The organism is Xanthomonas protegens (assembly GCF_038442435.1).
Classification (GTDB): Bacteria; Pseudomonadota; Gammaproteobacteria; order Xanthomonadales; family Xanthomonadaceae; genus Xanthomonas_A; species Xanthomonas_A sontii.
This window is the reverse complement of the sequence record NZ_JAQJCQ010000012.1, coordinates 20,307-43,459: the sequence shown is the minus strand read 5'-3', so window position 1 is coordinate 43,459 and position 23,153 is coordinate 20,307. Positions and strand designations below refer to the sequence as shown.

23 protein-coding genes are annotated in these 23,153 nt (G+C 68.1%); 8 read left to right on the top strand and 15 right to left on the bottom strand.

Going from position 1 to position 23,153, the window contains the following annotated elements:
- Window positions 1-7 precede the first annotated feature (7 nt).
- Window positions 8-481, top strand: a complete 474-nt coding sequence (locus PIQ37_RS14345; RefSeq protein WP_342073963.1) for a DUF4410 domain-containing protein — start codon at window positions 8-10, stop codon at window positions 479-481.
- Between the two features lie 283 nt (window positions 482-764).
- Here PIQ37_RS14345 and PIQ37_RS14340 read toward each other — a convergent pair whose 3' ends face one another.
- Window positions 765-1,664, bottom strand: coding sequence for an AraC family transcriptional regulator (locus PIQ37_RS14340; protein ID WP_342073962.1), 900 nt, complete (start codon window positions 1,662-1,664; stop codon window positions 765-767).
- A 302-nt stretch (window positions 1,665-1,966) separates the two neighbouring features.
- Between PIQ37_RS14340 and PIQ37_RS14335 the strand changes: the two genes are divergently transcribed.
- Window positions 1,967-2,326, top strand: a complete 360-nt coding sequence (locus PIQ37_RS14335) for a hypothetical protein (RefSeq protein ID WP_342073961.1) — start codon at window positions 1,967-1,969, stop codon at window positions 2,324-2,326.
- A gap of 31 nt (window positions 2,327-2,357) precedes the next feature.
- Here PIQ37_RS14335 and PIQ37_RS14330 read toward each other — a convergent pair whose 3' ends face one another.
- From PIQ37_RS14330 to PIQ37_RS14315, 4 genes are all read right to left on the bottom strand, one after another.
- Window positions 2,358-3,278 (bottom strand): CorA family divalent cation transporter, encoded by a 921-nt coding sequence (locus PIQ37_RS14330; RefSeq protein ID WP_342073960.1) that lies wholly within the window; start codon window positions 3,276-3,278, stop codon window positions 2,358-2,360.
- Between the two features lie 78 nt (window positions 3,279-3,356).
- Entirely contained in the window at window positions 3,357-4,727 is a 1,371-nt protein-coding gene (gene cycA, locus PIQ37_RS14325; protein ID WP_010340292.1) for a D-serine/D-alanine/glycine transporter, read from the bottom strand.
- Between the two features lie 137 nt (window positions 4,728-4,864).
- Window positions 4,865-5,221 (bottom strand): hypothetical protein, encoded by a 357-nt coding sequence (locus tag PIQ37_RS14320; RefSeq protein ID WP_152237325.1) that lies wholly within the window; start codon window positions 5,219-5,221, stop codon window positions 4,865-4,867.
- A 185-nt stretch (window positions 5,222-5,406) separates the two neighbouring features.
- Window positions 5,407-6,282: a DMT family transporter gene (locus tag PIQ37_RS14315; protein ID WP_026143535.1), complete on the bottom strand. Its 876-nt coding sequence runs from the start codon at window positions 6,280-6,282 to the stop codon at window positions 5,407-5,409.
- A gap of 292 nt (window positions 6,283-6,574) precedes the next feature.
- Here PIQ37_RS14315 and PIQ37_RS14310 point away from each other — a divergent pair, with 292 nt between their 5' ends.
- The 3 genes from PIQ37_RS14310 to PIQ37_RS14300 all read left to right on the top strand — a co-directional run bounded on the left by PIQ37_RS14310 (window position 6,575) and on the right by PIQ37_RS14300 (window position 9,575).
- Window positions 6,575-7,273: a hypothetical protein gene (locus PIQ37_RS14310; RefSeq protein ID WP_342073959.1), complete on the top strand. Its 699-nt coding sequence runs from the start codon at window positions 6,575-6,577 to the stop codon at window positions 7,271-7,273.
- A 21-nt stretch (window positions 7,274-7,294) separates the two neighbouring features.
- Window positions 7,295-8,491: a peptidoglycan-binding protein gene (locus tag PIQ37_RS14305; protein ID WP_342073958.1), complete on the top strand. Its 1,197-nt coding sequence runs from the start codon at window positions 7,295-7,297 to the stop codon at window positions 8,489-8,491.
- A 247-nt stretch (window positions 8,492-8,738) separates the two neighbouring features.
- Window positions 8,739-9,575: a class I SAM-dependent methyltransferase gene (locus PIQ37_RS14300; protein WP_342073957.1), complete on the top strand. Its 837-nt coding sequence runs from the start codon at window positions 8,739-8,741 to the stop codon at window positions 9,573-9,575.
- A gap of 21 nt (window positions 9,576-9,596) precedes the next feature.
- Here PIQ37_RS14300 and PIQ37_RS14295 read toward each other — a convergent pair whose 3' ends face one another.
- Window positions 9,597-10,490 (bottom strand): LysR family transcriptional regulator, encoded by an 894-nt coding sequence (locus PIQ37_RS14295; RefSeq protein ID WP_342073956.1) that lies wholly within the window; start codon window positions 10,488-10,490, stop codon window positions 9,597-9,599.
- A gap of 84 nt (window positions 10,491-10,574) precedes the next feature.
- Between PIQ37_RS14295 and PIQ37_RS14290 the strand changes: the two genes are divergently transcribed.
- Together PIQ37_RS14290 and PIQ37_RS14285 are read left to right on the top strand one after the other, a co-directional pair.
- The gene (locus tag PIQ37_RS14290) at window positions 10,575-11,408 is read left to right on the top strand and encodes an NAD(P)H-dependent oxidoreductase (protein ID WP_342073955.1); all 834 of its coding nucleotides are present in this window, start codon (window positions 10,575-10,577) and stop codon (window positions 11,406-11,408) included.
- 65 nt (window positions 11,409-11,473) lie between these two features.
- Window positions 11,474-12,565, top strand: a complete 1,092-nt coding sequence (locus PIQ37_RS14285) for a DUF1615 domain-containing protein (RefSeq protein ID WP_342073954.1) — start codon at window positions 11,474-11,476, stop codon at window positions 12,563-12,565.
- 27 nt (window positions 12,566-12,592) lie between these two features.
- Here PIQ37_RS14285 and PIQ37_RS14280 read toward each other — a convergent pair whose 3' ends face one another.
- From PIQ37_RS14280 to PIQ37_RS14270, 3 genes are all read right to left on the bottom strand, one after another.
- Window positions 12,593-12,925 carry a hypothetical protein gene (locus PIQ37_RS14280; RefSeq protein ID WP_342073953.1) on the bottom strand — a complete coding sequence of 111 codons (333 nt, stop codon included), beginning with the start codon at window positions 12,923-12,925 and terminating at the stop codon, window positions 12,593-12,595.
- A 110-nt stretch (window positions 12,926-13,035) separates the two neighbouring features.
- Window positions 13,036-13,374, bottom strand: a complete 339-nt coding sequence (locus PIQ37_RS14275) for a DUF3817 domain-containing protein (protein ID WP_342073952.1) — start codon at window positions 13,372-13,374, stop codon at window positions 13,036-13,038.
- Window positions 13,375-13,574: 200 nt separating this feature from the next.
- Window positions 13,575-15,662 (bottom strand): beta-galactosidase, encoded by a 2,088-nt coding sequence (locus PIQ37_RS14270; protein ID WP_342073951.1) that lies wholly within the window; start codon window positions 15,660-15,662, stop codon window positions 13,575-13,577.
- 330 nt (window positions 15,663-15,992) lie between these two features.
- On the opposite strand from PIQ37_RS14270, the gene PIQ37_RS14265 reads away from it, so the two are divergent.
- The gene (locus PIQ37_RS14265; RefSeq protein WP_407136594.1) at window positions 15,993-17,213 is read left to right on the top strand and encodes a glycoside hydrolase family 30 beta sandwich domain-containing protein; all 1,221 of its coding nucleotides are present in this window, start codon (window positions 15,993-15,995) and stop codon (window positions 17,211-17,213) included.
- Window positions 17,214-17,362: 149 nt separating this feature from the next.
- Here the strand turns inward: PIQ37_RS14265 and PIQ37_RS14260 are convergent, their stop codons facing one another.
- The 6 genes from PIQ37_RS14260 to PIQ37_RS14235 form a co-directional block, all read right to left on the bottom strand.
- Window positions 17,363-18,187 (bottom strand): alpha/beta fold hydrolase, encoded by an 825-nt coding sequence (locus PIQ37_RS14260; RefSeq protein WP_342073949.1) that lies wholly within the window; start codon window positions 18,185-18,187, stop codon window positions 17,363-17,365.
- A 100-nt stretch (window positions 18,188-18,287) separates the two neighbouring features.
- Complete coding sequence (gene yjjJ / locus PIQ37_RS14255; protein ID WP_342073948.1) at window positions 18,288-19,664, bottom strand: type II toxin-antitoxin system HipA family toxin YjjJ; 1,377 nt, start codon at window positions 19,662-19,664, stop codon at window positions 18,288-18,290.
- 290 nt (window positions 19,665-19,954) lie between these two features.
- The gene (locus PIQ37_RS14250; protein WP_342073947.1) at window positions 19,955-20,590 is read right to left on the bottom strand and encodes a DUF2076 family protein; all 636 of its coding nucleotides are present in this window, start codon (window positions 20,588-20,590) and stop codon (window positions 19,955-19,957) included.
- A gap of 213 nt (window positions 20,591-20,803) precedes the next feature.
- Entirely contained in the window at window positions 20,804-21,007 is a 204-nt protein-coding gene (locus PIQ37_RS14245) for a hypothetical protein (protein WP_342073946.1), read from the bottom strand.
- 97 nt (window positions 21,008-21,104) lie between these two features.
- The gene (locus PIQ37_RS14240) at window positions 21,105-22,073 is read right to left on the bottom strand and encodes a polysaccharide deacetylase family protein (protein WP_342073945.1); all 969 of its coding nucleotides are present in this window, start codon (window positions 22,071-22,073) and stop codon (window positions 21,105-21,107) included.
- 289 nt (window positions 22,074-22,362) lie between these two features.
- The gene (locus PIQ37_RS14235) at window positions 22,363-23,007 is read right to left on the bottom strand and encodes a hypothetical protein (RefSeq protein WP_342073944.1); all 645 of its coding nucleotides are present in this window, start codon (window positions 23,005-23,007) and stop codon (window positions 22,363-22,365) included.
- Between the last annotated feature and the right edge of the window lie 146 nt (window positions 23,008-23,153).

Genomic DNA, 23,153 nt, shown 5'->3' with positions numbered 1-23,153 from the left:
AGAGAGCATGAAACTGCAATGGAAAACGCTCGCGCTGGTGAGCGTGATGTTGCTGGCCGCCGGATGCGCGACCAACAGCGTGGTGCACCAGAGCTACAAGGCGACCACCGCCGAAACCTACTGGTACCAACTCACCGGCAACGACGACACCGACGCCGACAGCCTGGCCATGTTCCGCCGCCAGCTCGACACGCAACTGGACGCGGCGCACCTGCACGGCGCGCAGGGCCAGGCCAATGCGCGCAAGATGACCATCGTCATCGACCACTACTACATGCGCAGCAACGGCGCGCGCTTCTGGGCCGGCATCATGGCCGGGCGCGACAAGATCAAGAGCCGCGTCACCGTCGCCGATGCCAACGGCAAGACCGCCGCGCAGTTCGACGTGGAATCGACCAACAGCACCGCCTGGGGCACCTCCGAAGGCCTGATCGAGCGCCACGCGCAGGAGATCGTCGCGCGGCTCAAGCAACTGCAGTAGTGCGTGCCGCCCGTGCAGGACTGCAGCGGTCCTGCACGGGCGCCGTCGCAAGAGGCCGCGCTGTCTGCAGCGCCCCTCGCATCATCTGATCCCACGACACGCACGCCGGATGCAGCTTTCTCCGTAGGAGCGGCTTCAGCCGCGACGAAGCGTTCCCGGTAAAGCCCGTCGCGGCTGAAGCCGCGCCTACAGGACACGCTTCGAATTGATGCGAAATGCGCTGTCGTCGATCAAGCAGCAGCACGTCATATGCGCAAGGCAGCCCGCGCAGTATCAGCACCGCTCAGCCGGCCAGGCCCAGCTGCTCGGCCAGGTCGCTGCGCGGCGAGCGTCCGTACAGCCGGCTGTATTCGCGACTGAACTGCGACGGGCTCTGGTAGCCGACGCGGTAGCCGGCCGCGCCCACGTCCATGCGCTCGACCACCATCAGCCGCCGCGCCTCGCGCAGGCGCAATTGCTTCTGGTACTGCAGCGGCGTCATCGCCGTGACCGCGCTGAAATGGTGATGCAGGGAGGACACGCTCATGTTGACCTGGCGCGCCAGGTCCTCGATCCGCAGCGGTTCGGCGTAGTGCTGGCGCAGCCAGGCGATGGCCTTGGCGATGCGGTTGCTCGGGCTGTCCTCCTGGGCGATGCGCAGCAGGTTCGGCCCGCACGGCCCGACCAGCAGGCGATACAGGATCTCCTGCTCGATCAGCGGCGCCATCGCGGCGATGTCGGCCGGGCGTTCCAGCAGCCGCAGCATGCGCAGCGTCGCGTCCAGCAGGTCCGGGCAGGCGGTGTTGACCGAGACCCCACGCGGGCGCTCGGCGCCCACCTGCGGTGGCAACGGAATGCGCTCGAGCAACTCGCGCAGCCGGTCCGGCCGGATCGACATGCCCACGCCCAGCAGCGGCTGCTCCGGGCTGGCCTGGGTGATGCGCGAGACCACCGGCAGATCCAGCGTCACCAGCAGAAAGGTGCCCACGCCGTAGCGGTACTCCTCGTTGCCCAGGGTCAGGCACTTCTCGCCCTGCAGCACCAGCGCGAAGACGGGCCATTGCGCGGTATGCGTCTTCGGCGACGGCGCGGAGCGGTAGGAACAGAAGAAGCCCTCGATGGCGGTGTCGTGGTCGCCATCGGGCGTGGCCAATCGGGCAACCAGGGCGGCCATTTCCTGGTAGCGGTGGGCGAGCGCGGTCATCGGCAAGGGCGCCGTAGCGTGCGAAAGGAGGAAGGCAAGCTTGCACGATGCTGCGCCGGCACGGACCACGGCGCGACGCGGCTTGCAGGATCGTACAAGAATTCCGTTGGATCGCGCTAACGCGCCCGCGGCGCGGGCCAGCATCCTGTGTCGGCCGGTTCCCGCACCGGCGCCGTCCCGGAACGCCCGCCCCCGCCCGCCTGTTCCGACCGTACGGTCCTGTCCCTTCCCCCATGCCCCCGTCGCGCTGCCGCATCGCCGCCAGCGTGCCATGCGGGCGATGCAGACCGCAGGAGAGACCGATGCATCCCCATACCGAAGCCCTGGAAATCGCCACTTTCCGCCTGCTGGACTGCACCTGGCGCACCTTCCTGCGCGCCAATGCCGAAGTCGATGCCTGGCTGGAGCGCCAGCCTGGCTTCCGCTCGCGGCGCATCGCCCGCCGCCGCGACGGCAGCGTGGTCGACATGGTGCTGTGGGACAGCGTCGCGCACGGCACCGCGTCGGCGCGGCGGCTGATGCGCGAACTGCAGGGCGCGGCGATCCACGCCCTGATCGATCCGGACACGGTGTCGTGGGACATCGCCGCGGTACAGCACGTCAGCGGCGAGGAAAGCGGCACGGAGGAGCATGCCGGCGAGGCCGACAGCCTCGCCGCGTGATCCCATGCTGCAAGCGTTGCGCGCGGCCGGCTCAGACCCAGCCGCGGCGGCGGAACCAGGCCAACGGCAACAGCATGCTCAGCGCGATCACGCCCAGCGCCCAGTAGTAGGCGTCGTGCCATTTCAGCTCGGGCATGTGCGCGAAGTTCATACCCCAGATGCCGACCAGCACCGTCGGCGGGATACCCACCACCGAGGCCACCGCCATCACCTTCATCACGTTGTTCTGGTCGACGTTGATCATGCCCAGCACGCTGTCGAGCAGGAACTCGATGCGGTCGTTCAACTGCTGCTCGAACTCGCTCAGCGTGACCAGGTCCTTGTGCAGCAGGCCGATGCGCTTGGCCGCGTCCTCGCCGAACCAGTCCGGCGCGGCGTCATCCAGATAGGTGGCCAGGCGCAGCAGGCCGTGGCCGGCGTTGTGCATGCCGCCCAGGCGCCGGCCCATGTCGCCGACGTCGTGCAGCATCCGCTCCAGGTGCCGCGACTTGTGCCGCGCGTGCGGCCGGTCGAACGCCACCCGCGTGGTCTCGGTGATCTGCGCTTCCAGCGCCTCCAGGCGATCGGCCAGGCGCCCGACCAATTGATCGAGCAGGCGCAGCAGCAGGTCGTCGCTGCTGCGGCAGGGGCTGTGCTGCAGTTGCGCGGCCACTGCGTCCAGCGAGGCCATCGGCTGCTCGCGCTGGGTCACCAGCACCCGCGGCGACACCGCGAACCCGAGCGGCGCGGTCGGACCATCCTCGTCCTGGTAGCGCGGCACGTTGAGGAACAGCACCTCGCCCTCCACCCGCACCCGGCTGCTGAACTCGATCTCGCCGATGGCCGCACGCGTCGGCACCGCGAAGCCCACCTTCTGGTCGACCTCGGCCAGGTCCGCCTCGCTCGGCCGGCACAGGTCCACCCAGCACACCGGCGTGTCGGAGGTGCCGCCGAGGCGATGGATGGTGATCATCGGGACTGGCTCGCGCAGGAAAGGCCGCGAGCATCCGTCAGCGCGCGCGGAGCGTCAACGCCCGCCGCGCGCACCGGTTCAGGCACTGCGCCGCTTCAACGCGTAGCCCACGCCCAGCAGCAGGAACCACACCGGGCTGGCGAACAGCGCCTGGCGGGTATCGGCCTGCAGGGTCAGCAGCGCCAGCACGAAGGCGAAGAACGCCAGGCACACGTAGCACATGACCACACCGCCGGGCATCTTGAACGCGGAGGCCGCGTGCAGCTGCGGGCGCTTGCGCCGGTAGGCGATGTAGGCGCACAGGATCAGCGACCAGACGAACATGAACAGCACCGCGGCCAGCGTGGTGACCAGGGTGAAGGCGGTGACCAGGTTCGGGATCAGGTACATCAGCACGGTGCCGCCGAGCAGGCAGGCGCAGGAGAACAGCAGCCCGCGCGCCGGCACCGCCGCGCGCGAGAGCCGGGCGAAGCCGCGCGGCGCGTGGCGCTCCTCGGCCAGGCCGTAGAGCATGCGGCTGGTGGAGAAGATGCCGCTGTTGGCCGAGGAGGTGGCCGAGGTCAGCACCACGAAGTTGATCAAGCTGGCCGCGGCCGGCACGCCGGCCAGCACGAACAGCTCCACGAACGGACTCTTGCCCGGTACCACCTCGCGCCACGGCGTCACCGCCATGATCGCGACCAGCGCCAGCACGTAGAACACCAGGATGCGCACCGGGATCGAGTTGATCGCCTTAGGCAGGTTGCGGCGCGGGTCGGCGGTCTCGGCGGCGGTAGTGCCGACCAGCTCGATGCCGACGAAGGCGAACACCGCGATCTGGAAGCCGGCGAAGAAGCCGCCCAGCCCCATCGGGAACATGCCGCCGTCGTTCCACAGGTTGGCCAGCGAGGCCACGTGCCCGGACGGCGACTGGAAGCCCCAGGCGACCAGGCCGGCGCCGGTGAGGATCAGCGCGCAGATCGCCACGATCTTGATCAGCGCGAACCAGAATTCCATTTCGCCGAACAGCTTCACCGTCACCAGGTTCAGCCCCAGCAGCAACAGCACGCACAGCATCGCCGGGATCCATGGCGCTAGCGTCGGGAACCAGAACTGCGCGTAGGCGGCGATCGCGATCACGTCGGCGATGGCGGTGATGATCCAGCAGAACCAGTAGGTCCAGCCGCAGAAGAACCCGGCCCACGGCCCCAGCAGATCGGTGGAGAAGTCGATAAACGACTTGTACTCCAGGTTCGACAGCAGCAGCTCGCCCATCGCGCGCATCACGAAGAACAGCATCACGCCGATGATCAGGTACACGAACAGGATCGACGGCCCGGCCAGGCTGATGGTCTTGCCCGAGCCCATGAACAGGCCGGTGCCGATCGCCCCGCCGATCGCGATCAACTGCAGGTGGCGGTTGGAGAGGCTGCGCTGCAGGTGGTCGGGCTGGGCGGACGGATCGGTCATGGGCGCAGGCCATCGCGAGGGATTAGCCTGCAAACATAGAAGATGGCGGCAGCGCGCGCCAGCCACGCGTGCCATGGGTGGCGGCCACGGCGGTGCGGACGCCGCCGCAGGCCGCCGGGACGCCCGGTGCCGCCGACTCAGGCCAGCGCGCCGCCCTGCCCGATCGCGACGAAGCTGAAATCGCGGTCGGACTGGTTGCCGCCGCCATCGCCGGTCTTCAGCAGCACCTGGCCCGCGTCCAGGCGGATGATCACCGCGTTGTCGCAGGTGCTGCCGTCGCCCGGATAGATCTGGGTGACCGAGACGCCGTCCAGCGCCTGGAACGGCGGCTGGAAGCTCACCAGGTAGTGGCCGGTGCTCACGTGCGCCACCGTGTACCCCGCGCCGTTGCGCACCGCACCGTCCGCGCCGACCACGCCCGCCACCACCCGCACGCCCGCCGCGCCCGCATGGGCGGCGGCGTCGAGCAACTGCCCCATCGCATTGTTCGTCATGCCGTTCTCCGATCTTGATAAGGAAAGTCCGATGGCGCGGCGACCGCTGCGCTCCCTCGCCGCCACGCGCCGCTGCCCTGCCTCGTCCGTGAGCCGGCAGCATCGCCGCGCTGCGTGCGCGGCCGTATCGGCGATTTCCTGATCGGCGCCGGTGCGGCGACCGAGATCGGCTCAGGCGGCTGCGCTCACACCAATTTGGTGCGCCGCCACCACCGCGTGACCTTCTCTTCGCGCACCAGGGTGAACAGCCCGGCGCCCAGGATCAGCGCGATGCCCACCGCCATCGGCCAGTCCAGGTGATCGTGGAACAGCCAGTAGCCGAAGCCGATCGCCCACAGCATCTGGCTGTACTGGGTAGGCGCCACCGCGCTGATCGGTGCCGACCGCGAGGCGTACATCATGAAGATCGCGGCCAGACCGGCGAGCAGGCCGTAGCCGGCCAGCAGGATCCACTGCTGCCAGGTCGGCCAGACGAAGGTCGGCAGCATCAGCAGGCCACCCATCAGCAACGGACCGAGCACGCCGGCACCGTACAGGGTCAGGCGCTTCTCGCCGGGCCCGGCCATGCGCAGGCTGATCACCGACACCGCGCCCACCAGCCCGCAGACGATCGCCGCGACATGGCCCTGGCCCAGGTGCCGGAAGCCCGGCCGCAGCACCACCAGCACGCCGATGAAGCCGACGATCACCGCCAGCCAGCGCCGCCAGCGCACTTCTTCCTTGAGCAGCAGCACCGACAGCACGGTGACGAAGATCGGCATCAGGAAGATCAGCGCGAACGCCTCGGCCATCGGCAGCAAGGTGAAGGCCGTGACCGCGGACAGATTGCCGGCCGCGCCGGTGAACGCGCGCAGCAGCCAGATGCTCGGCCGCTGCGCCACCACCACCTCGCGCCAGCGATCGCCCGGCTTCTTCAGGAACGGCAGCGCGGCGAGCATCAACAGCGCACCGAAGAACACCACCTCGTAGGCCGGCAGCGACCCTTCCAACCCCTTCACGAAGGCATCGCTGATCGAATAGGCGGCGTAACAGGCGAAACCGAGCAGCACACCCTTGAGCATCATGAGCCTCTTGCGATCGAACGACGGCCCATACCGGGCACACGGGAACTAGCGCCCATTATGCGGGGGGAACGGAAGCAGCGACCGCGCGAACCGCCCAAGACACAACAAATTCTTAAGCAATGCGTTGCTATAAGCCTCAGCGCAACCAAGGGTGCGCCCGCGGTTGCATCCAGGGAGCGGGAGTTGCCTCCGTGTCAGGACGACGCGAATCCAAGACCGCCTCGTCGGCCTCCCTGCTGCCTTGAACCCAATCGCAACGCGTCCGTTGCATGCAGCCAGAGACCGCCCGATGCCATCACTGCCACGTTGTCTGCCTTTCCTCCTTGCGGCAAGCCTGATCGGCTGCCAGCCGTCCGCGCAAACCACACCGGCCGACCACGCCGCCAACGGCGGCACGGACTCGCCCTCCCCTGCTCCAGCGACCACCAAGGCGCCCGCTTCGCCGGCGGCGTCGCTTTCAGGGGAGGCATCCCTGCAACCCTTGCTCAAGCCGGGAGACCAGATCCTCGCCTTCAAACAGCACGACCTGACCGGCAACGGCGGGACCGATGCCGTCGCCATCGTCCGCCACGCCAATGCCGATGCGTCAGGCAATACCTGCGAGCTGTTGGTCCTGCAACAGGCGAATGCGGCATGGAACGTGGCCGACCGTAGCCCGCAAGCGGTCGACTGCCTCTACAACGATGTGGCGCGCAACGCGAAGCGCCTGGACGACAACCTGAGCCTGAAGCCGCAGGAAATCGTCTACGTCAACCAGCAGACCCGCAGCAATGTCACCTACACGTTGAAATACGACCCGGGCAAGAAAGCCTGGTATCTGGCGGAAGCGAGCAGCACGGCACCTGCAGAGAATCCGCAGAGCGGCGCGATGGACGTCTTCCGCGGAACCGCCAGCTATCCGGCGGACTTCGCATGGACCCCGATCTCGCAGATCGATCCAGAAAAACTGCAGGACGCCATGGACAAGCATCGCGCCGTCGTCCAGTAATCCGATTCCAAGGAGAGAACCATGCCCCGTTTCAACGAAAGCTCGGCACTGCTGCTGAAGACCGCGGTCGATTCCGGCATCACCTCGCCGACGGAACTGGCCAACCTGATGGGAAACGCCGCCGTCGAAACCGGCCACTTTCGGCGCATGCACGAGAACCTGGGCTATACCTCGGCCGACAGCGTGATCGCCGCGGTCTCCTCGGCCGATGACCGCTTCACCCGCAAGCAGGTGGAGGACGCCGTCGCCAGCCGCGATCCGCAGCGCATTGCCACCGTGATGTACGAAAACCGCGCCGATCTCGGCAATACCGAACCCGGCGACGGCTGGCGGTTTCATGGCCGCGGCTATCTGCAGTACACGGGCCGCGACAACTACGAGCGCTACGGCCAGCGCTTCAATGTCGATCTCGCCAAGAACCCGGACCTGGCCGCCGAACCGCAGACGGCGGCCAATCTGGCGGTGGCCTACTGGCGGGATCGCGTGCCGGAGAACCTGCGCGACAACGCCCGTGCAGCGGGCCGCATCATCAATGGTGGCGACAACGGTGCCAACGAACGCGTGCAGGCCGCGAACCAATGGGCCCAGACCATCACGCCCGAGCTGGTCGCCGACATCCAGAGCGGCAAGGTCTCGCTGCAGCAGTTGGCCAGCATGGGTGGGGATGAGCGCAATCAGCAAACCCGGGCACTTCAGGAACAGTTGGCTGAACTTGGCTACCGTGGCGCCGACGGCAAGCCGTTGAAGCCGGATGGCGACTTCGGACGCAATACGCGCCATGCCCTGAAAGAGTTCCAGCGCGCGCATGGCCTGGATGACGATGCCGTCGTCGGACGCGACACACGGACGGCCCTGGCCGAGGCCAAGCGTTCGCCGCTGGTCTCCGAAGCTACGCACGCCGACCATCCGTTCTTCAACGCGTTGCGCGAACGCATGCCCCGCGCCACCGACGCGCAAGTCGCGCACACCTTGCAGGCGGCCAAGGCAGAGGGCATTCAGGGCCCGCAGCAACTGCAGACGGTCACGGTGCAGGACAAGGTTGCGTTCGTCGCCGGCAACACACCAGGATTTCGTGCGCGTGTCGATCTGGAACAGGCGCCGACGCTGCAGGAAAGTACCCGCCAGGTGGATGCGCAGAATCAGCAGCGCGATCAAGCATTGCAGCAGCCGGCCCCGCAACAGGAACCTGCGCAGGCACGCGGTGGCATGGCGCATTGACGAAGCTGCCGCGTTGCTCGCGCAGGGCGCGGCACCTCGGTCCCGGCGGGATTTGCACCGGAGAGCAAAGCGCTTCTTCCGGAGTAGCGCTTTGGTCCGGCGCCGCAATCCTGCCGATGCGTTTTGCACGTAGCGACGGCGAATGCGGCGCTTGCCCGTCGCAGTCATCCCCTCTCGGCGCCGCGTCGGTTACGATGCGCTCCCGCATCCGAGCCCCGTGCCGCGCCGTGGCGCCGGCAGATCCCCCGTGACCCGCTATTCCGGCCCCCTGCTCACCCGTCCGCTCGCCGCCGCCCTGCTCGCCGCGCGCGATGCCGGCGCCACCACCTGGTCCGGTTCGCTCGACCTGGAGCGCAGCCAGGGCCAGGCACTGCTCGGTGCCGACCGCTGGCAGTGGCAGGGACGCGAGTATCCGTATCCAGGCAAGCTCAAGGACCGCACGCTCTATTACTGGGATGGCGATGCGTTCGAAGCGGTGTCGCGCTTCGGCGGCGCACTGATCAAGCTGGTGCCGACCGAGTGGGGCGCGCCGACCTTCGAGATCGACGGCATCAAGATGCTGCCCAGCGCGCAGCTGTCGCCGTTCGAGGACGCGCGGCGCAAGGTGGCGCTGGTGGAACCGCGCGGCAAGCAGGTGCTGGATACCTGCGGCGGCCTCGGCTATTTCGCCGCCTGCGCGCTGGAAGCCGGCGTGGCGCAACTGCACTCGTTCGAGAAGAACGCCGACGTGCTGTGGCTGCGCACGCTCAATCCGTGGTCGCCGGATCCGGCCGCCAGCGACGGCCGCCTGCAGCTGACCCATGGCGATGTCGGCGCCGCCATCGGCGGCATCGCCGACGCGTCGATGGACGCGATCCTGCACGATCCGCCGCGCTTCGGCATCGCCGGCGAACTCTACGCACAAACCTTCTACGACCAGCTCGCGCGGGTGCTGCGCCGCGGCGGCCGGCTGTTCCACTACACGGGCACGCCGAACAAGCTCACCAGCGGCCGCGACGTGCCGCGCGAGGTGGCCAGGCGCCTGGAGAAGGCCGGCTTCGCCGCGCAACTGGCGCTGGACGGGGTGCTGGCCACGCGCCGCTGAGGCGAGATCGCCTGCACCGCGTCAGATCGACGCCAGCAGGTGCTCGCGCAACCAGCGGTGCGCTGGATCGCGATGCACGCGCTCGTGCCAGAGCATGGCCATGTCGTAGCCGGGCAGCTCCAGCGGTGGCGCACACACCCGCAGGCCGGGCTGGTCTCGCACCAGGCGCTCGGGCAGCATCGCCACCAGGTCGCTGCGTTGGAGCGCGGCGACCACGAACTGGAAGTGCGGCACCGACAGCACCACCCGGCGCTGCAGGCCATGCGCGCGCAAGGCCGCATCGGTGACGCCGCTGAAACCACCGCCGTCGGGCGAGACGATGACGTGTTCGAGCGTGCAGAACTGCGCCAGGCTCGGCCGCCGCCGCAATCGCGGATGGCCGGCGCGGCCGACCAGCACATAGCGCTCGGCGAACAGCGTGCGCCGGCGCAGGCCGGGCGGCGCATCGGCGACGGTGTGCAGGGCCAGGTCGATCTGGCCCTGTTCGGCCTGCTGCGCGATCGTCGACGGCGTCAACTGCAGCACCGCCAGTTGGGTACCCGGCGCCACCCGACGCAAGGCGTCAATCGCCGGCAGCAGCACGGTGGAGGCGCCGTAGTCGCTGGCCGCCACCCGCCACAAGGTCTGCGCGTGTGCCGGATCGAACGGCGCGTCCGGCGCCACCGCCTGCTGCAGTGCCTGCAAGGCCTCGCGCAACGGGGTGCGCAGCGCTTCGGCGCGCGCAGTGGGGCGCATGCCACGCGGCCCCGGCAGCAGCAGCGGATCGCCCAGTGCCTCGCGCAGCTTGGCCAGGTGCACGCTGACCGATGGCTGCGACAGATGCAGGCGCGCCGCGGCGCGGGTCACGTTGTGCGTGTCGAGCAACGTGTCCAGGGTCAGCAGCAGATTGAGATCCAGGCGCCGCAGATCAACCATGGCAATAGCGACTATCAAGGCAATTCATTTCCACTATAGCGAAGCGCGGCCTAGCGTGGAGACCTTCCCTCACCGAGAACCCGCATGAACGTCCTGCTGGTCCATGCCCATCCCGAACCCACCTCGCTCAATGGCGCGCTCAAGCAGGTGGCGGTGCAGCGCCTGCAGGACGCCGGCCACCAGGTCCAGGTCTCGGATCTGTACGCAATGGAGTGGAAAACCGCCGTCGACGCCCATGACAGCCTGGACGGTGCCGCGGAAGCGCGCTTCGATCCTTCGCGCGACTCGCAGCGCGCCTTCGCCAGCGGCCGCCAGCGCGCGGACATCGCCGCCGAGCAGGACAAGCTGCGCTGGGCCGACGCACTGCTCCTGCAGTTCCCGCTGTGGTGGTTCTCGATGCCGGCCATCCTCAAGGGCTGGGTGGACCGGGTGTATGCCTGCGGCTTCGCCTACGGCGTCGGCGAACACTCCGACACGCACTGGGGCGACCGCTACGGCGAAGGCACGCTGGCCGGCAAGCGCGCGATGCTGATCGTCACCACCGGCGGCTGGGAATCGCACTACGCGCCGCGCGGCATCAACGGGCCCATCGACGACCTGCTGTTCCCGATCCAGCACGGCATCCTGCATTACCCCGGGTTCGACGTGCTGCCGCCGTTCGTGGTCTACCGCAGCGGCCGCATGGATGCGGCGCGTTTCGCGCAGACCAGTGCTGCCCTGGGCGAGCGCCTGGATGCGTTGTTCAGCGCCGCGCCGATCGCCTTTCGCAAGCAGAATCACGGCGACTACGCGATTCCGGCGCTGACGCTGCGGGAGGAGTTCGCGCCCGGCCGCAGCGGCTTCGGCATCCATGTGCTCGACGCGGACGCGCAAGCGGCAACGATCTCCGACCACACAGCATCGACGCCGGCGACGTAGGCGCGGTGCCGACAGCACACCTGTAGGATGCAGGCGACCGCCACTCCGTTGGAACCGCCGCACCGATGTCCACCGACGTCTTCGTCCGCCTGCTCGCCGTGTGCAGCGCCGCCTTGCTCGGCGCCTGCGCCACGCAGGCGCCGCGCGTGCCCGAGCGCACGCCCAGCGAGGTCAAGGCCGACATTGCCCGGCGCATCCCGACGACGGTGCCCGATCGCCGCGGCTGGGCCGACGACGTCTACGTGGCCCTGGCTTCGCAGAACCTGCCCACCAACGCCGACAACATCTGCGCGGTGCTGGCGGTGATCGAACAGGAATCGACCTACCAGACCAACCCACCGGTGCCGGGCCTGGGCAAGATCGCCCGGGCAGAACTGCAGCGGCGCGCAGCGGCGGTGCATGTGCCGGCGTTCGCGCTGGATGCGGCGCTCACGCTGCGCGGGCCGGATGGACGCAGCTATGCCGAGCGCCTGGCTGCCGCGCGCACCGAGCAGGATCTCAGCACGATTTTCGAGGACATCGCCGGCAGCGTGCCGTTGGGCCAGCGCCTGTTCGGCGATCTCAACCCGGTGCACACGGCTGGGCCGATGCAGGTGAGCATCGCCTTTGCGCAGGCGCACACCGACGGCTATCCGTATCCGCTGAGCGACGGCGTGCGCCACGCGGTGTTCACTCGCCGCGGCGGCATCTGGTTCGGCACCCGCCACCTGCTCGGCTACCCGAACGAAGCGACGATGCTGTACCGCTTCGCTGACTTCAATACCGGCTGGTACGCCAGCCGCAATGCCGCGTTCCAGGCTGCGCTCGCGCGCGCCAGCGGCATCTCGCTCGCCCTCGATGGCGATCTGCTGACGCCCGGCGCCAACCTCGACGCCCCCGGTGCCAGCGAGCGCGCCGCACGCAGCCTGGCCACGCCGTTGGGCATGGACGCGCGCACGATCCGCCGCGAACTGCAGCGCGGCAATGAGGCGGATTTCGCCGACAGCCCGCTGTATCGCCAGGTGTTCGCGCTGGCCGACCGCGATGCCGGCAGGCCGCTGCCACGCGCCGTGCTGCCGGGCATTGCCCTGGAAAGCCCGAAGATCACCCGCAAGCTCACCACCGCCTGGTTCGCGCAGCGCGTGGCCGAGCGTTGGCAGCGTTGCCTGGCCAAGTGATGGCCGCGGCGATCCGCCGGCCCAACGTTACTTCGGCTTGCGCAACGCCATCAGCGCCCAGCCCGTGGCGATGGCCAGCGCCAGCAACACGAGGCAGAGCAAGCTGTCCCAAGCGATCGAAAACCAGTAGTGGCCTGGATCGGTCGCCAGCAGATAGATCCGCTTCGGCCCGGCTCTCGGGACGCCGATGTACACGCCGCTCTGCAGCGCTTTCGCCAGCAGGTACAGCTTCATCGCGGCGCTCGCCACCATGCCCGCCGCCATCAACACCAACACCGGCCGTTCCAGACGCGCGACCAGCCGCTGCAGGCGCGTGGGTGTCGGCATTGGCGGGGGTGGTCGTCGTTGGCGTTTGCCCATGGCCTCCTCGCCTGCACTGGGGGCTGCAGTCTAGAGCGATGCCGGAGAACGCCGGCACAACGCGCCGCAGGGCACACCGCGACGCCCTCGCCTGCGCCGAAGCGCCAGCACTAGCCCGCCGCGCGCTGCCCTGGCGCGCCGAGCAGGCCGATCCGCCGAAACCACACTTCCAGCGGCACCGTGACCAGCGGCGGCAGCGCCGCCAGCAAACTCAGTGCGCACGCCCACCAGGGCCAACGCAGGCGCAGCGCTGCGATCAGGCTGGCGGCCACGTACAGCAGGAACGCCACGCCATGCAGGCGGCCGAACAGCCACACGCCCAGCTCGGTGGTCTGGGTGCCGTGCTTCAGCAGCATGCCGAGCAACAGGCCGGCCCAGGTCAGGCCTTCGAACACGGCGGCAGCGGCGAACAGCCGGCCCACCGGCGACAACGGACGGGAAGAAGACAAGGACACACGTGACTCCAGTGAGGGAACGAGGCCGCGACGCGATGGCGGCGGCGACGCCCGCTGGCAGGTGCATTGTAGGGCGTGTCTTCGCGCTTGGCGCACGGGCGCGACGCGGCGACGTCGGCGCTGCCTGTGCGCACCAACCGCATCGATCCGTCACAGCATCGCCAGCGGAGCGCCGCAGCGCACCGCCGCAGTCCTCAGCGACGCTGCTCCAGCACCGCCACGTCGTCGGGCGCCAGCTGCACCGTGTCGCCGCTCGGCGTCGGCCCCAGCAGCGAACGCATCGCCGCTGGCAGCCGCACGGCTTGCGCAGCGGCGCCATGGTTGATCAACACCACGATACGCCGCGCGCCGTCGCTGCGCACACCCACTTCCACGTCGTCCGGCACATCGGCCAGCGGCGCCTGTACCCCGGCATCGCGCAGCCAGCCGCCGGTGAGACGATCCAGGGTGGCGTCGTCGAACCAGCCGCCGACATAGCTGATGCGGCCCTTGCCGACGCGCCGGGTCAGCAAGGCCGGCGCGCCGTCCAGCCACCCGTTGGCGGAGCCGTACTGCAGCGGCGCAGTGGTGTCGGCGGCGGTGGCCTGCAACTGTTCGGCCCAGATCTTGGTGCTGCCGTCCGCGCCCGCGCCGACCAGCGGGATCGGCTTGTCCAGCGCATAGAACTGCTCCACGCGCCCGCCAAGCAACGCCGCGAGCGGGCCGGGCTGGCGCTGCGGATGCAGGCCGTTGTCGCTGTTCTTCATGCCGCTGCGCGGCCCCAGGACCAGATGCCCGCCGTGTTCGACATAGGCCTTCAGCCGCTGCGCCTGCGCCTCGGTCAGCACGTTCAGCGCCGGCGCCACCACCAGCTTGTAGCGCTCCAGCGGCGCCATCGCCGAGATCACGTCCACCACCTGCGCCTGCTGGCGCAGCGGACGGTAGAAGCTCTTCATCTGCACGACCGGATCGAAGTCGGCCGCATGCTTCTGGAAGCCGATCGCCCAGCGGCTGTCGAAGTCGTTGATCAGCGCCACCTGCGCCTGCGGCGTGGTGCCGGCCAGCGCCGGCCCGGCCTTGGCGAACTCGGCACCGACCTGCTGGATCTCCGCATACACCGGCACCGGCTCACCATCGGTGCCGACCAGGGTGCCGTGGTACTCCTCCTGCCCGTTGGGCGCGGCCCGCCACTGCCAGTACGACACCGCATCGGCGCCATGCGCCACCGCCTGCCACGCCATCGCCCGCACCTGGCCCTTGCGCAGCGCCACGTTGGTCGCGCGCCAGTTGACGAAGCCCGGCTGGGTTTCCATCACCCAGTAGTTGCGCTGCTTGTAGCCGCGGGTGAGATCGTGGCGCGCGGCATTGTCCACCCAGTCGTAGCGCTCGCCGGCGACGTAGTCGTCCCAGGCGGCGATGTCGAGCACGCCGTGCACGGTGTAGGCATCGAAGCCGGCGAACCAGCCCATGGTGTTGGTGGTGATGAACTGGCGCGGATCGGCGTGGGGGCGGATCGCGTCGATCTGGTTGCGCGAGTAGTCGGTCCAGGTGTCGCTGACGAAGCGCTTCCACTCCAGCAACAGCGCCGGGTTCTCCTCGTCCTCGCGCACCGGGATCTGCGCGAAATCGTTGTAGGTCTGGCTCCAGTACGCCGTGGCCCAGCGCTGGTTGAGCGCCTCGATGTTGCCGTACTTGTGCTGCAGCCAGGCATGGAACTGCGCCTTGGCCTCGGGATCGAACGAGGCCTGCGCGTACTCGTTGTCCAGTTGCCAGCCGACCACGTGCGGGTTGTGCCCGTAGCGCTGCGCCATCTGCTCGGCGATGGCATGCGCGAAGCGCCGGTAGCGGGTGCTGGCGAAGGAGAACTGCTGGCGGTTGCCGTGCTCGTCGCGCACACCGTCCTGGCTGACCCGCAGGGTGTCCGGATAGGCCTGGGTCAGCCACGCCGGCGGCGCCGCGGTCGGCGTGCCCAGCACCACCACCATGCCATGGCGCGCGGCGGCGGCGATGGCACGATCCATCCAGTCGAAGTCGTACTGCCCCTCGCGCGGTTCCATCCGGCTCCAGGCGAACTCGCCGATCCGCACCACGCGCACGTGCGCCGCCTGCATCAGCGCCAGATCGTGCTCCCACTGCGTCTCCGGCCATTGCTCCGGATACCAGGCCACGCCCAGCAGCAGCGGCGCGGCGTCGCGATAGCGGGTGGCCTGCGCCTGCGCCAGCATCGGCAGGCAGAGCAGGAGCGACAGCATCGCAGCGAACAGGGCAACGCCGCAGCGTTGCGGAAGACGGAACAATGGCATGCGCAACACCCTTCGCAAGAGGAGATGCCGGCATGTCCCCTCCGTCCTGCCGGCGCCTGCATTGTGCGCAGTTCTGCATCGCGCGCACTTGTGCATCTTGCGGCGTTTGCACGCGCAACTGCGCACAATCCGCAGGCGTCTCCTCGCTGCGCAGCGGCGCAAGCACCCGCGCTGCATCGCGTCATCCGGCGTGGCATGCGCGCCGTGCGGACTGAGGACACGGTTGCGCTCGCCTTGCGCCACCGGTCTCACTTGCCGGGTTTGGACGATGGCGACATTGAAATGGTCATCTGCGCTGGCTAGCGTCACGCCTCCCCCACCGTTGGACACATCATGAAGACCCCCCGCTTGCTCGGCACCTTGCTCGCCGCGGCCGCCACGCTGTTCTCGGCCGGCGCCGCCCTGGCGCAGACCGTCACCGTCAATCCGTCCGAAGTCCACCAGACCATCCAGGGCTTCGGCGGCATGAACGGCGCCGGCTGGATCGCCGACCTAACCCCGGCCCAGGTCGACCTGGCGTTCGGCAGCGACACCGGGCAGATCGGCCTGTCGATCATGCGCATGCGCATCGATCCGTCCAGCTCCGGCTGGAGCCAGCAGGTGCCGTCGGCGGTACGCGCCCGCGCGCACGGCGCGGTGCTGCTGGCCACGCCGTGGTCGGCGCCGGCCTACATGAAGTCGAACAACAACCTCAACAACGGCGGCAAGCTGTTGCCGCAGTACTACGACGCCTACGCCAAGCACCTGCTGGACTTCACCGCCTACATGGACAGCAAGGGCGCGCCGATCTACGCCCTGTCGCTGCAAAACGAGCCGGACTGGCATCCGGACTACGAGTCGGGCGACTGGAACGGCACCGACTTCCTCAATTTCATCAGCGCGCAGGGCGCGAAGTTCGGCAAGTTCAAGCTGCTCGCCGCCGAGTCGCTGGGCTTCAACACCGCGCTGACCGACCCGGTGCTCAACAGCAGCGCCGCCCAGTACCTGTCGATCATCGGCGGGCACCTGTATGGCGTACAGCCCAAGGACTACCCGCTGGCGCGCAGCAAGGGCAAGCAGCTGTGGATGACCGAGCACTACACCGACAACACCGACGGCAACGCCTGGCCGTCCGCGCTCGGCGTGGGCAGCGAACTGCACAACAGCATGCTGGCCAACTACAGCGGCTACATCTGGTGGTACATCCGCCGCAGCTACGGGCTGATCGCCGAGAACGGCACGGTGAGCAAGCGCGGCTACGTGATGTCGCAATACGCGCGCTTCGTGCGCCCGGGTTCGGTGCGCATCGGCGCCACCGCCGCGCCGTATAGCGACGTCGCGGTCAGCGCCTACAAGACCCAGGGCGGCAAGCTGGTCCTGGTGGCGGTCAACACCGGCACCCAGCATCGGCAGATCACCGTGCGCGTGCCCGTCGGCAGCGCCACCGCGTTCACCAAGTACAGCACCTCGTCCAGCCTCAACGTCGGCTACGGCGGCAAGTACAGCGTCGCTTCGGGCCAGACCGTGGTCTATGTCGACCCGCAGAGCGTGGCTACGCTGGTCGGCGAGTGACCGGCGCGATGGCCTGAGTCGGCCGGATCGACCCGCGGCAGTTGATTGCTGCCGCGGGTCTGTTTTTTAAGCGTTTGCTTCTCTCGTCGAAGCGGTGCTGCGCCTTGCGCGACCGCACCGCGAAACGCAACCGGTGCCAGGCCTCGCGATCAGCCCAGCTTGGCCAGGAACGCCAGCAAGGCCTGATTGAACTCCTCGGCATGACTGGTGTTGCAGCCATGCGGCGCATCCTTCAGCAACACCACGTCGCTGCCCGCGATGGCGCGGTGCGTGCGCTGGCCGGAGCCTTCGTATGGCACCGTGGCGTCGGCATCGCCGTGCAGCACCAGGGTCGGCACGTCGACCTTCTTGATGTCCTCGCGGAAATCGGTGGTGCCGAACGCTTGCATGCAGCCGAGCGCCGCGGTCTGGTCGCTCTGCAGGCACAGCGCGATCGCTTCCTGGCGCTGCGCCTCGCTGACCTTCAGCGTGCCGTGGGCGCTGAAGAAGCCGCGGGTGAAGTCGTCGAAGAAGGTCTCGCGCGAGGTCTTCAGCCCCTGCTCCATCTCCTGCGCCTGCTCCTTGCTCAACGGCCCTTCCGGGTTGTCCTCGGTCTTGAGCATGTACGGCGGCACCGCGGAGGCGAATACCACGCCGGCGAGCTTCCCGGTGCCATGCTTCGCCACGTAGCGCGCCACCTCGCCACCGCCCATCGAGAACCCGACCAGCACCGCATCGCGCAGCTGCTTGTCTTCGATGATGCCAGCCAGGTCGTCGGCCAGGGTGTCGTACTCGTAGCCGTCGGCCGGCTTCTCCGAACGGCCGAAGCCGCGGCGGTCGTAGGCGATGACCCGGTAGCCCGCCTGCTGCAGCGGCCCGACCTGGTCCTTCCACGCCTCGGCCGACAGCGGCCAGCCATGGATCAGGATCACCGGACGACCGGCACCGCCGGTATCTTCGACATGCAGACGGACGCGTGCGTTGGTAGCAGTCATGGGCAAGGCCTCGTGGGGGAAGTCGCGGCAGCTTCCCCTGCGGCGTGTCCGGCCCGCGTGAGGGCGATGTGTCGGGTGATTTAACGCTGCGCGAAAGCGCTCAACCGATCCGCGATACGGCGCGGGTCAACTGCGTCAGGGCATCCCGCGCAATGCTGTGGAATGCCGCGGACACATGCACGTCCTCGATGACACGCTCCCAGAACGGCACCGCCATGCCGGCCGCTGCGCGCCAGTCGTCGCGCTGGTCCGGTGTCGGCAACGGCACCACATAGGCGCGCTCTACCACCTCGCCGCTGGCCGCGGGCCGAAACGCCATCGGCAGCATGTCGTAGATCGGTGCCAAGGCCAGCGGCAAGGCATCGTCCAGCATCAGGCCAGCGTTGCCCAGATGCATGTCGTTGTTGCCGATCAGTGCGCCGAACCAACCGCACACGCGCAGGCGCTGCGCATCTGCGTCGCTCAGCCAGCCTTCGCGCTGCAGTTGCGGTGCGAACGACCACCAGTCGATGCGCCCATGGCCGAAGTAGGCCGCATCCACCGCGGCCAGCGAGACGAAGCCGCGCCGTCCCAGCACAGGCGTACGGTCGAAGCGCGTCGATTGCAGGAACACGCGACCGTCGCTCTCGAGGAGTTCGCTCTCGGCGGCGGCGATACCGTGCGCACGCAAGACGTCGCTGGCCAGGTGTTCACACCGCAGCAGGTCGCTCCAACGCTGCGCGGCCGGCGTGCCGGCACGCTCGCTGAACTTGACGATGACCGCCGTGTAGCCGCCTTCCGTGTGCAGGATTGCGGTGAACTTCGGTTGTTCGCCTCCCGCCGACGAGCCCACCGCCTCGCCCAGCAACGCCTGCTCGGCATGCTGCGGATACAGACCACGCCGCTCCGCCTGCGGTATCACATCCACTGGTTGCAGCGCAGCCTGCTGTGCGCGCTGCAATGCAAACTCGCCCAGCACCAAATCGCCCGGTTGATCGTCGCCGTGCCGCAACAGAGCCAGCACCACATCGTCAGGCTGCCAACGTTGCAAGTCCTGCGGCGCACCGATGTCCTCAGCCACGCGCCTCGCGAAGGCCCGACCAAGGAAGCCCTGCGGACGCTGGTCGTCCAGAAACCACGGCAGCCCTGGAAACAGTCCACTGGCAAAGTCGCCATGGATCAGCGCGGGGCAGGTGACCTGTGGAACGAACAGGTAGCCATCACCGTGCATGGCGTGCAGATGACCGAGCGTTTCGGCACGACCGCGCGAATCGATGCGGAACAACGGCCAACGATGGCCCGCCCGGCCCAGCGACCGGGTGAGCACATAGCGTGTCGCCCGAGCTTTGCCGATCCGCAGCACCTGCTCGCCAGCACTGGCCAACAGGCGCGATACCGTCGGTTGACTGATCTGCAGCACATCGCCGATGCGGGCCGCCGTCACGACCTTTTCGCTGCGCAAGAGGGCAACAAGATCGCGTAGCCGGTCATCGCTCATGCCGACATTGAATAGATTTATGAATTAATAGTCAAGCCAGTCAGCGACTGAGAACAGTTGCTTCTGCGGCCAAAGCAGGCTTGCAGGCTCGAATCAAACGCAATTCTTGAATAGATAAAGAATTGATTTTTGCGCTACCGATGGCGAGCGCCAGACTGCGATCTGCTTCGCAGATCGCAGTCTGGCGCTCGCCATCGGTGCTGTCAACTCTTTGAAACGCAAATAAAAGTGTCTGTCAGCTAGATGGTATGTGCAACTAAATGACGACGCACCCTGCAGGCTGGTGCGTCTTAGACCCAGTTGTCGTTGCCGAAGTCGCCGTCGTCCTGGAAGTCCTGGCCCATGTCCTGCTGCGGCGTGTCGTCGTAGTAGTTGTTGGTGATGTTCTCGACCACCGTCTCCTGCGGCGCGCCGCCACCGAACAGGCCGCCGCCGTGGTGGCCGCCCAGCAGGCTTTCCACGCCCTCGAACAGGAACATGCCGCCGGCCACACCGGCCGCCGTGGTGGCCGCGGTGCTGAGGAAGCTGGGGCCACGCGCGGCGGCCGGTGCCGGCGTCGGCTCCGCGGCCGCAGCGCCACCCCCGAACCAGCGCTCGCGCCAGCCGGGCGCACCGGCGCCCGCGACGCCTGTGGCGGCGGGCGCCGGGGGCAACGGCGGCGGCGCCGCATTGAAGCCCTGGCCCAGGAAGCTGGCCGGCGGCGGTGGCGGCGCGGCCTGCTGCTGCAACTGCGCGATCTGCGCCTTGGCGGCCTCCAGCGCGTGCTCCAGCAGCAGGGTGCGCTGCACCAGCAGATACGCGGCATCGGGTTGATCCGCCAGGCGCGCGTGGATCAACGCGTCGGCCTGCGGATCTTTGGCCACCCCGCCGGCGCTGCGCAGGCGCGCCAGGAAGTCTTCGAGAAGCTGCTGTTCTTGCGGAGTCATACCCGTACCTGGATGCGATGACCGGCCCAGTGCCGGCACGGCACGGTATGGGCATCGCCCGGCGCAGGCCAAGGGTGCATCCGAGCTCCGGTGTATCGGCATTCATCAATCGCACGCGCCAGGACAACCAGACCGGTTGCCGCACTGGCGAACTCCGACATTCTTCCGACAACGCGCGCCATGTACGCCCCAATCCAAGCGCAGACGCCCTGACTATTCCTCGTCGATGTCCGAACTGTAGGAGGACGTCGCATGCGGCAGCCGCGCCGCCCACATGTTGTCGATCAGGTTCGGATACGGACGGCCGTTCTCATCGGCCCGCTGTCGCGCGGCCGCCTTCTGCGAAGGCGACAAAGGCTGACTGCGCTGACCGCGCGGATTCGGCTTCTTCCACGGAGGCGTCTTGGACGAGGGCATGGGCGTCAGGGTGAGCGGAGAGGCGCCATCGTGATCTCGCCACGCGTGCGTGGATGGTGAAGGCCTGCCGGGACGCGCCGGCAGTTGCACGCCTGCATTACTCCGAATCCACCCCAGCCAGCGCGAACACCCAACGGGGCACCACCGGTTCGCCGGCATAGAAGTCCTTCGGCTTGTCCTCGGCCATCGCCCAGCGGTGCAGCCAGCTGATGCCGCCGGGGCCGGTGTAGCCCTCGGCATGGGTGTAGGCGGGATCGCGCAGCGCCTCCTCCAGGCCGATGAAGGCGTAGCCGCGACGGTGCGTGGCCGCGACCAGATCCGGGAAGGCGGCGGCGTTGAGTGCGTTGGCGTGCATCAACCACACCTGCGGGATGCGTCGGCCGAACAGCGCCTGCGATTCGCGCTCGAAAAAATCCAGCTTGTTGAGCATGTACGGTACGTAGCCCTTGCGCAGCCGCAGCAGCAGGGCATCGCGTGCCGGGCCTGGCGGCTCGTCCAGCACATGCGCATAGGCGAACGCCCATACCCACTCGCCACTGTCCACGGTGACCGGCGCAATGCGGTAGCCGTGCGCAGCCAGGAACGCGTTGACAGCCTCGCGATCGGCGACGCTGCGGCCGGTCGCCAGGTACGGATGACGGAACCACTGCAGCGATTGGCCACGTTCGGCGAGCAACGGCCGCAAGGTCCGCTCGCCACGGACGATCGCGTCCTCGTACGCTGGCACGCCCACCTGGTGCAGGTTCACGTGACCGTAGGTGTGGTTGCCCAGCGCATAGCCGGCGTCCAGCCAATCGCGCAGCATCGCCACGCGTTGCGGCTGCACCTGGCCGTCCTGCTCCAGCTTGTCCTCGTTGACGAAGCCGACGATGGGCACCTGCGCCTGCCGCAGCGAGGCCATCAACTGCGCATGCAGCGCCGGCAACTGAGCAGGCGGCGTCTGCTCAATGCGCTGCCACGGCAGGTCGTCGATGGTCACCGCAATGCGGCGGGTGTCGTCCTGGGCCTGAGCAAGCCCAGCAATGCACAGCAGGGCCGGCAGCAGCAGGCAGCGAAGTACTCTCATCGGACGCCCCCAATATGGAGTTGCCAGTCTATACGCACACATGCGGACGACACCAAGGAGCACCTGTCAGCTAGCTGCGCGCCCTGCCTGGCCGACTCACCTGCAAGAGCCAGGCACCAAAGATTCAACTCCCTGCGTGCGCGTTGCCTCGATCCTGCGAGCAGGATAAAGGAGAGCGGCGTTCCAGGTTCCGAGCCAGTACCCTTACCAGTTGCTCGCGCGCCAACCGCTTTCGTGCAGGCGACAGGGCCGGCAGGATCTCGACAAGCGCATCGCTGAGCGGCAGCGACTAGGTCGCCTTTGGGCCATCCATCTCCTCATCTCTTCGGCCACCTGGCATGCCGTGAATCCACGCCAGCATGAACGGCTTCTGCGACTGCGAATGGAACACCAGCGGCGCCCCACGTTCTGGCACGATGCGGACCGTCATGGACGGGCTATCGTCGGTCCATGGAATAGTCTCGCGATAGAGTTGCTCAAGCTCTGTCCTCACGCTGCCCGCAGTCGCTTGTGCGGCGCGCCACTGACGTTGCTGCAGAGGTGAGCAATCCCGAGCAGCAAACAGCCTACTGCGAATTCTGGCGATCGTCTCCGGCGCCATCGCCCGCTGCTGCACTACGCCCAGCCCGGTCGCGCGATCGACGCGGGGAGCACGCGCTGCTGCGAACAACGCCATCACCTTGTCCGTGGCGACCAGCTGCTCGGCGTGCCTCGCCCCATCCTTGTCCGTCCACCGCATGACGAACCCCGCACCGTTGCGCGCCGGAACCAGGTGGAAACGTTCATCGACGTACCCCCACCCCATGTACGTGTATTGGATCGAGACCGCGGCGATCCTGATCGACTCTTGCCGACCGGCCGGCGCCGCAGCACGTCCTGCAGCAAGCAGCCAGAGCGATGCCACGGCAACGACGATGACCAACGCGATACGCATGCGGCTCCCCCCGAGTGCAGGCAACCTAATCTACCTTTCATGCAGAGGGAAGCCGCCAGCGCCGGAATCTCCTTTTCGCATGTCCAATCGACACGGACCGGGCGCCGCGGAGCGGGTGCGCGAGCGATGCAGAACACGCGATCCGC

Excerpts from the sequence above, each read along its gene's own strand:
- PIQ37_RS14260 (WP_342073949.1), bottom strand. The coding sequence starts at position 18,187 with ATGACTGCTACCAACGCACGCGTCCGTCTGCATGTCGAAGATACCGGC.
- PIQ37_RS14330 (WP_342073960.1), bottom strand. The coding sequence starts at position 3,278 with ATGATCACCATCCATCGCCTCGGCGGCACCTCCGACACGCCGGTGTGC.
- PIQ37_RS14285 (WP_342073954.1), top strand. The coding sequence starts at position 11,474 with ATGTCCACCGACGTCTTCGTCCGCCTGCTCGCCGTGTGCAGCGCCGCC.
- PIQ37_RS14320 (WP_152237325.1), bottom strand. The coding sequence starts at position 5,221 with ATGACGAACAATGCGATGGGGCAGTTGCTCGACGCCGCCGCCCATGCG.
- PIQ37_RS14340 (WP_342073962.1), bottom strand. The coding sequence starts at position 1,664 with ATGACCGCGCTCGCCCACCGCTACCAGGAAATGGCCGCCCTGGTTGCC.
- PIQ37_RS14295 (WP_342073956.1), bottom strand. The coding sequence starts at position 10,490 with ATGGTTGATCTGCGGCGCCTGGATCTCAATCTGCTGCTGACCCTGGAC.
- yjjJ (WP_342073948.1), bottom strand. The coding sequence starts at position 19,664 with ATGAGCGATGACCGGCTACGCGATCTTGTTGCCCTCTTGCGCAGCGAA.
- PIQ37_RS14345 (WP_342073963.1), top strand. The coding sequence starts at position 8 with ATGAAACTGCAATGGAAAACGCTCGCGCTGGTGAGCGTGATGTTGCTG.
- PIQ37_RS14235 (WP_342073944.1), bottom strand. The coding sequence starts at position 23,007 with ATGCGTATCGCGTTGGTCATCGTCGTTGCCGTGGCATCGCTCTGGCTG.
- PIQ37_RS14250 (WP_342073947.1), bottom strand. The coding sequence starts at position 20,590 with ATGACTCCGCAAGAACAGCAGCTTCTCGAAGACTTCCTGGCGCGCCTG.
- PIQ37_RS14290 (WP_342073955.1), top strand. The coding sequence starts at position 10,575 with ATGAACGTCCTGCTGGTCCATGCCCATCCCGAACCCACCTCGCTCAAT.
- PIQ37_RS14305 (WP_342073958.1), top strand. The coding sequence starts at position 7,295 with ATGCCCCGTTTCAACGAAAGCTCGGCACTGCTGCTGAAGACCGCGGTC.
- PIQ37_RS14335 (WP_342073961.1), top strand. The coding sequence starts at position 1,967 with ATGCATCCCCATACCGAAGCCCTGGAAATCGCCACTTTCCGCCTGCTG.
- PIQ37_RS14270 (WP_342073951.1), bottom strand. The coding sequence starts at position 15,662 with ATGCCATTGTTCCGTCTTCCGCAACGCTGCGGCGTTGCCCTGTTCGCT.
- PIQ37_RS14280 (WP_342073953.1), bottom strand. The coding sequence starts at position 12,925 with ATGGGCAAACGCCAACGACGACCACCCCCGCCAATGCCGACACCCACG.
- cycA (WP_010340292.1), bottom strand. The coding sequence starts at position 4,727 with ATGACCGATCCGTCCGCCCAGCCCGACCACCTGCAGCGCAGCCTCTCC.
- PIQ37_RS14240 (WP_342073945.1), bottom strand. The coding sequence starts at position 22,073 with ATGAGAGTACTTCGCTGCCTGCTGCTGCCGGCCCTGCTGTGCATTGCT.
- PIQ37_RS14310 (WP_342073959.1), top strand. The coding sequence starts at position 6,575 with ATGCCATCACTGCCACGTTGTCTGCCTTTCCTCCTTGCGGCAAGCCTG.
- PIQ37_RS14245 (WP_342073946.1), bottom strand. The coding sequence starts at position 21,007 with ATGCCCTCGTCCAAGACGCCTCCGTGGAAGAAGCCGAATCCGCGCGGT.
- PIQ37_RS14315 (WP_026143535.1), bottom strand. The coding sequence starts at position 6,282 with ATGCTCAAGGGTGTGCTGCTCGGTTTCGCCTGTTACGCCGCCTATTCG.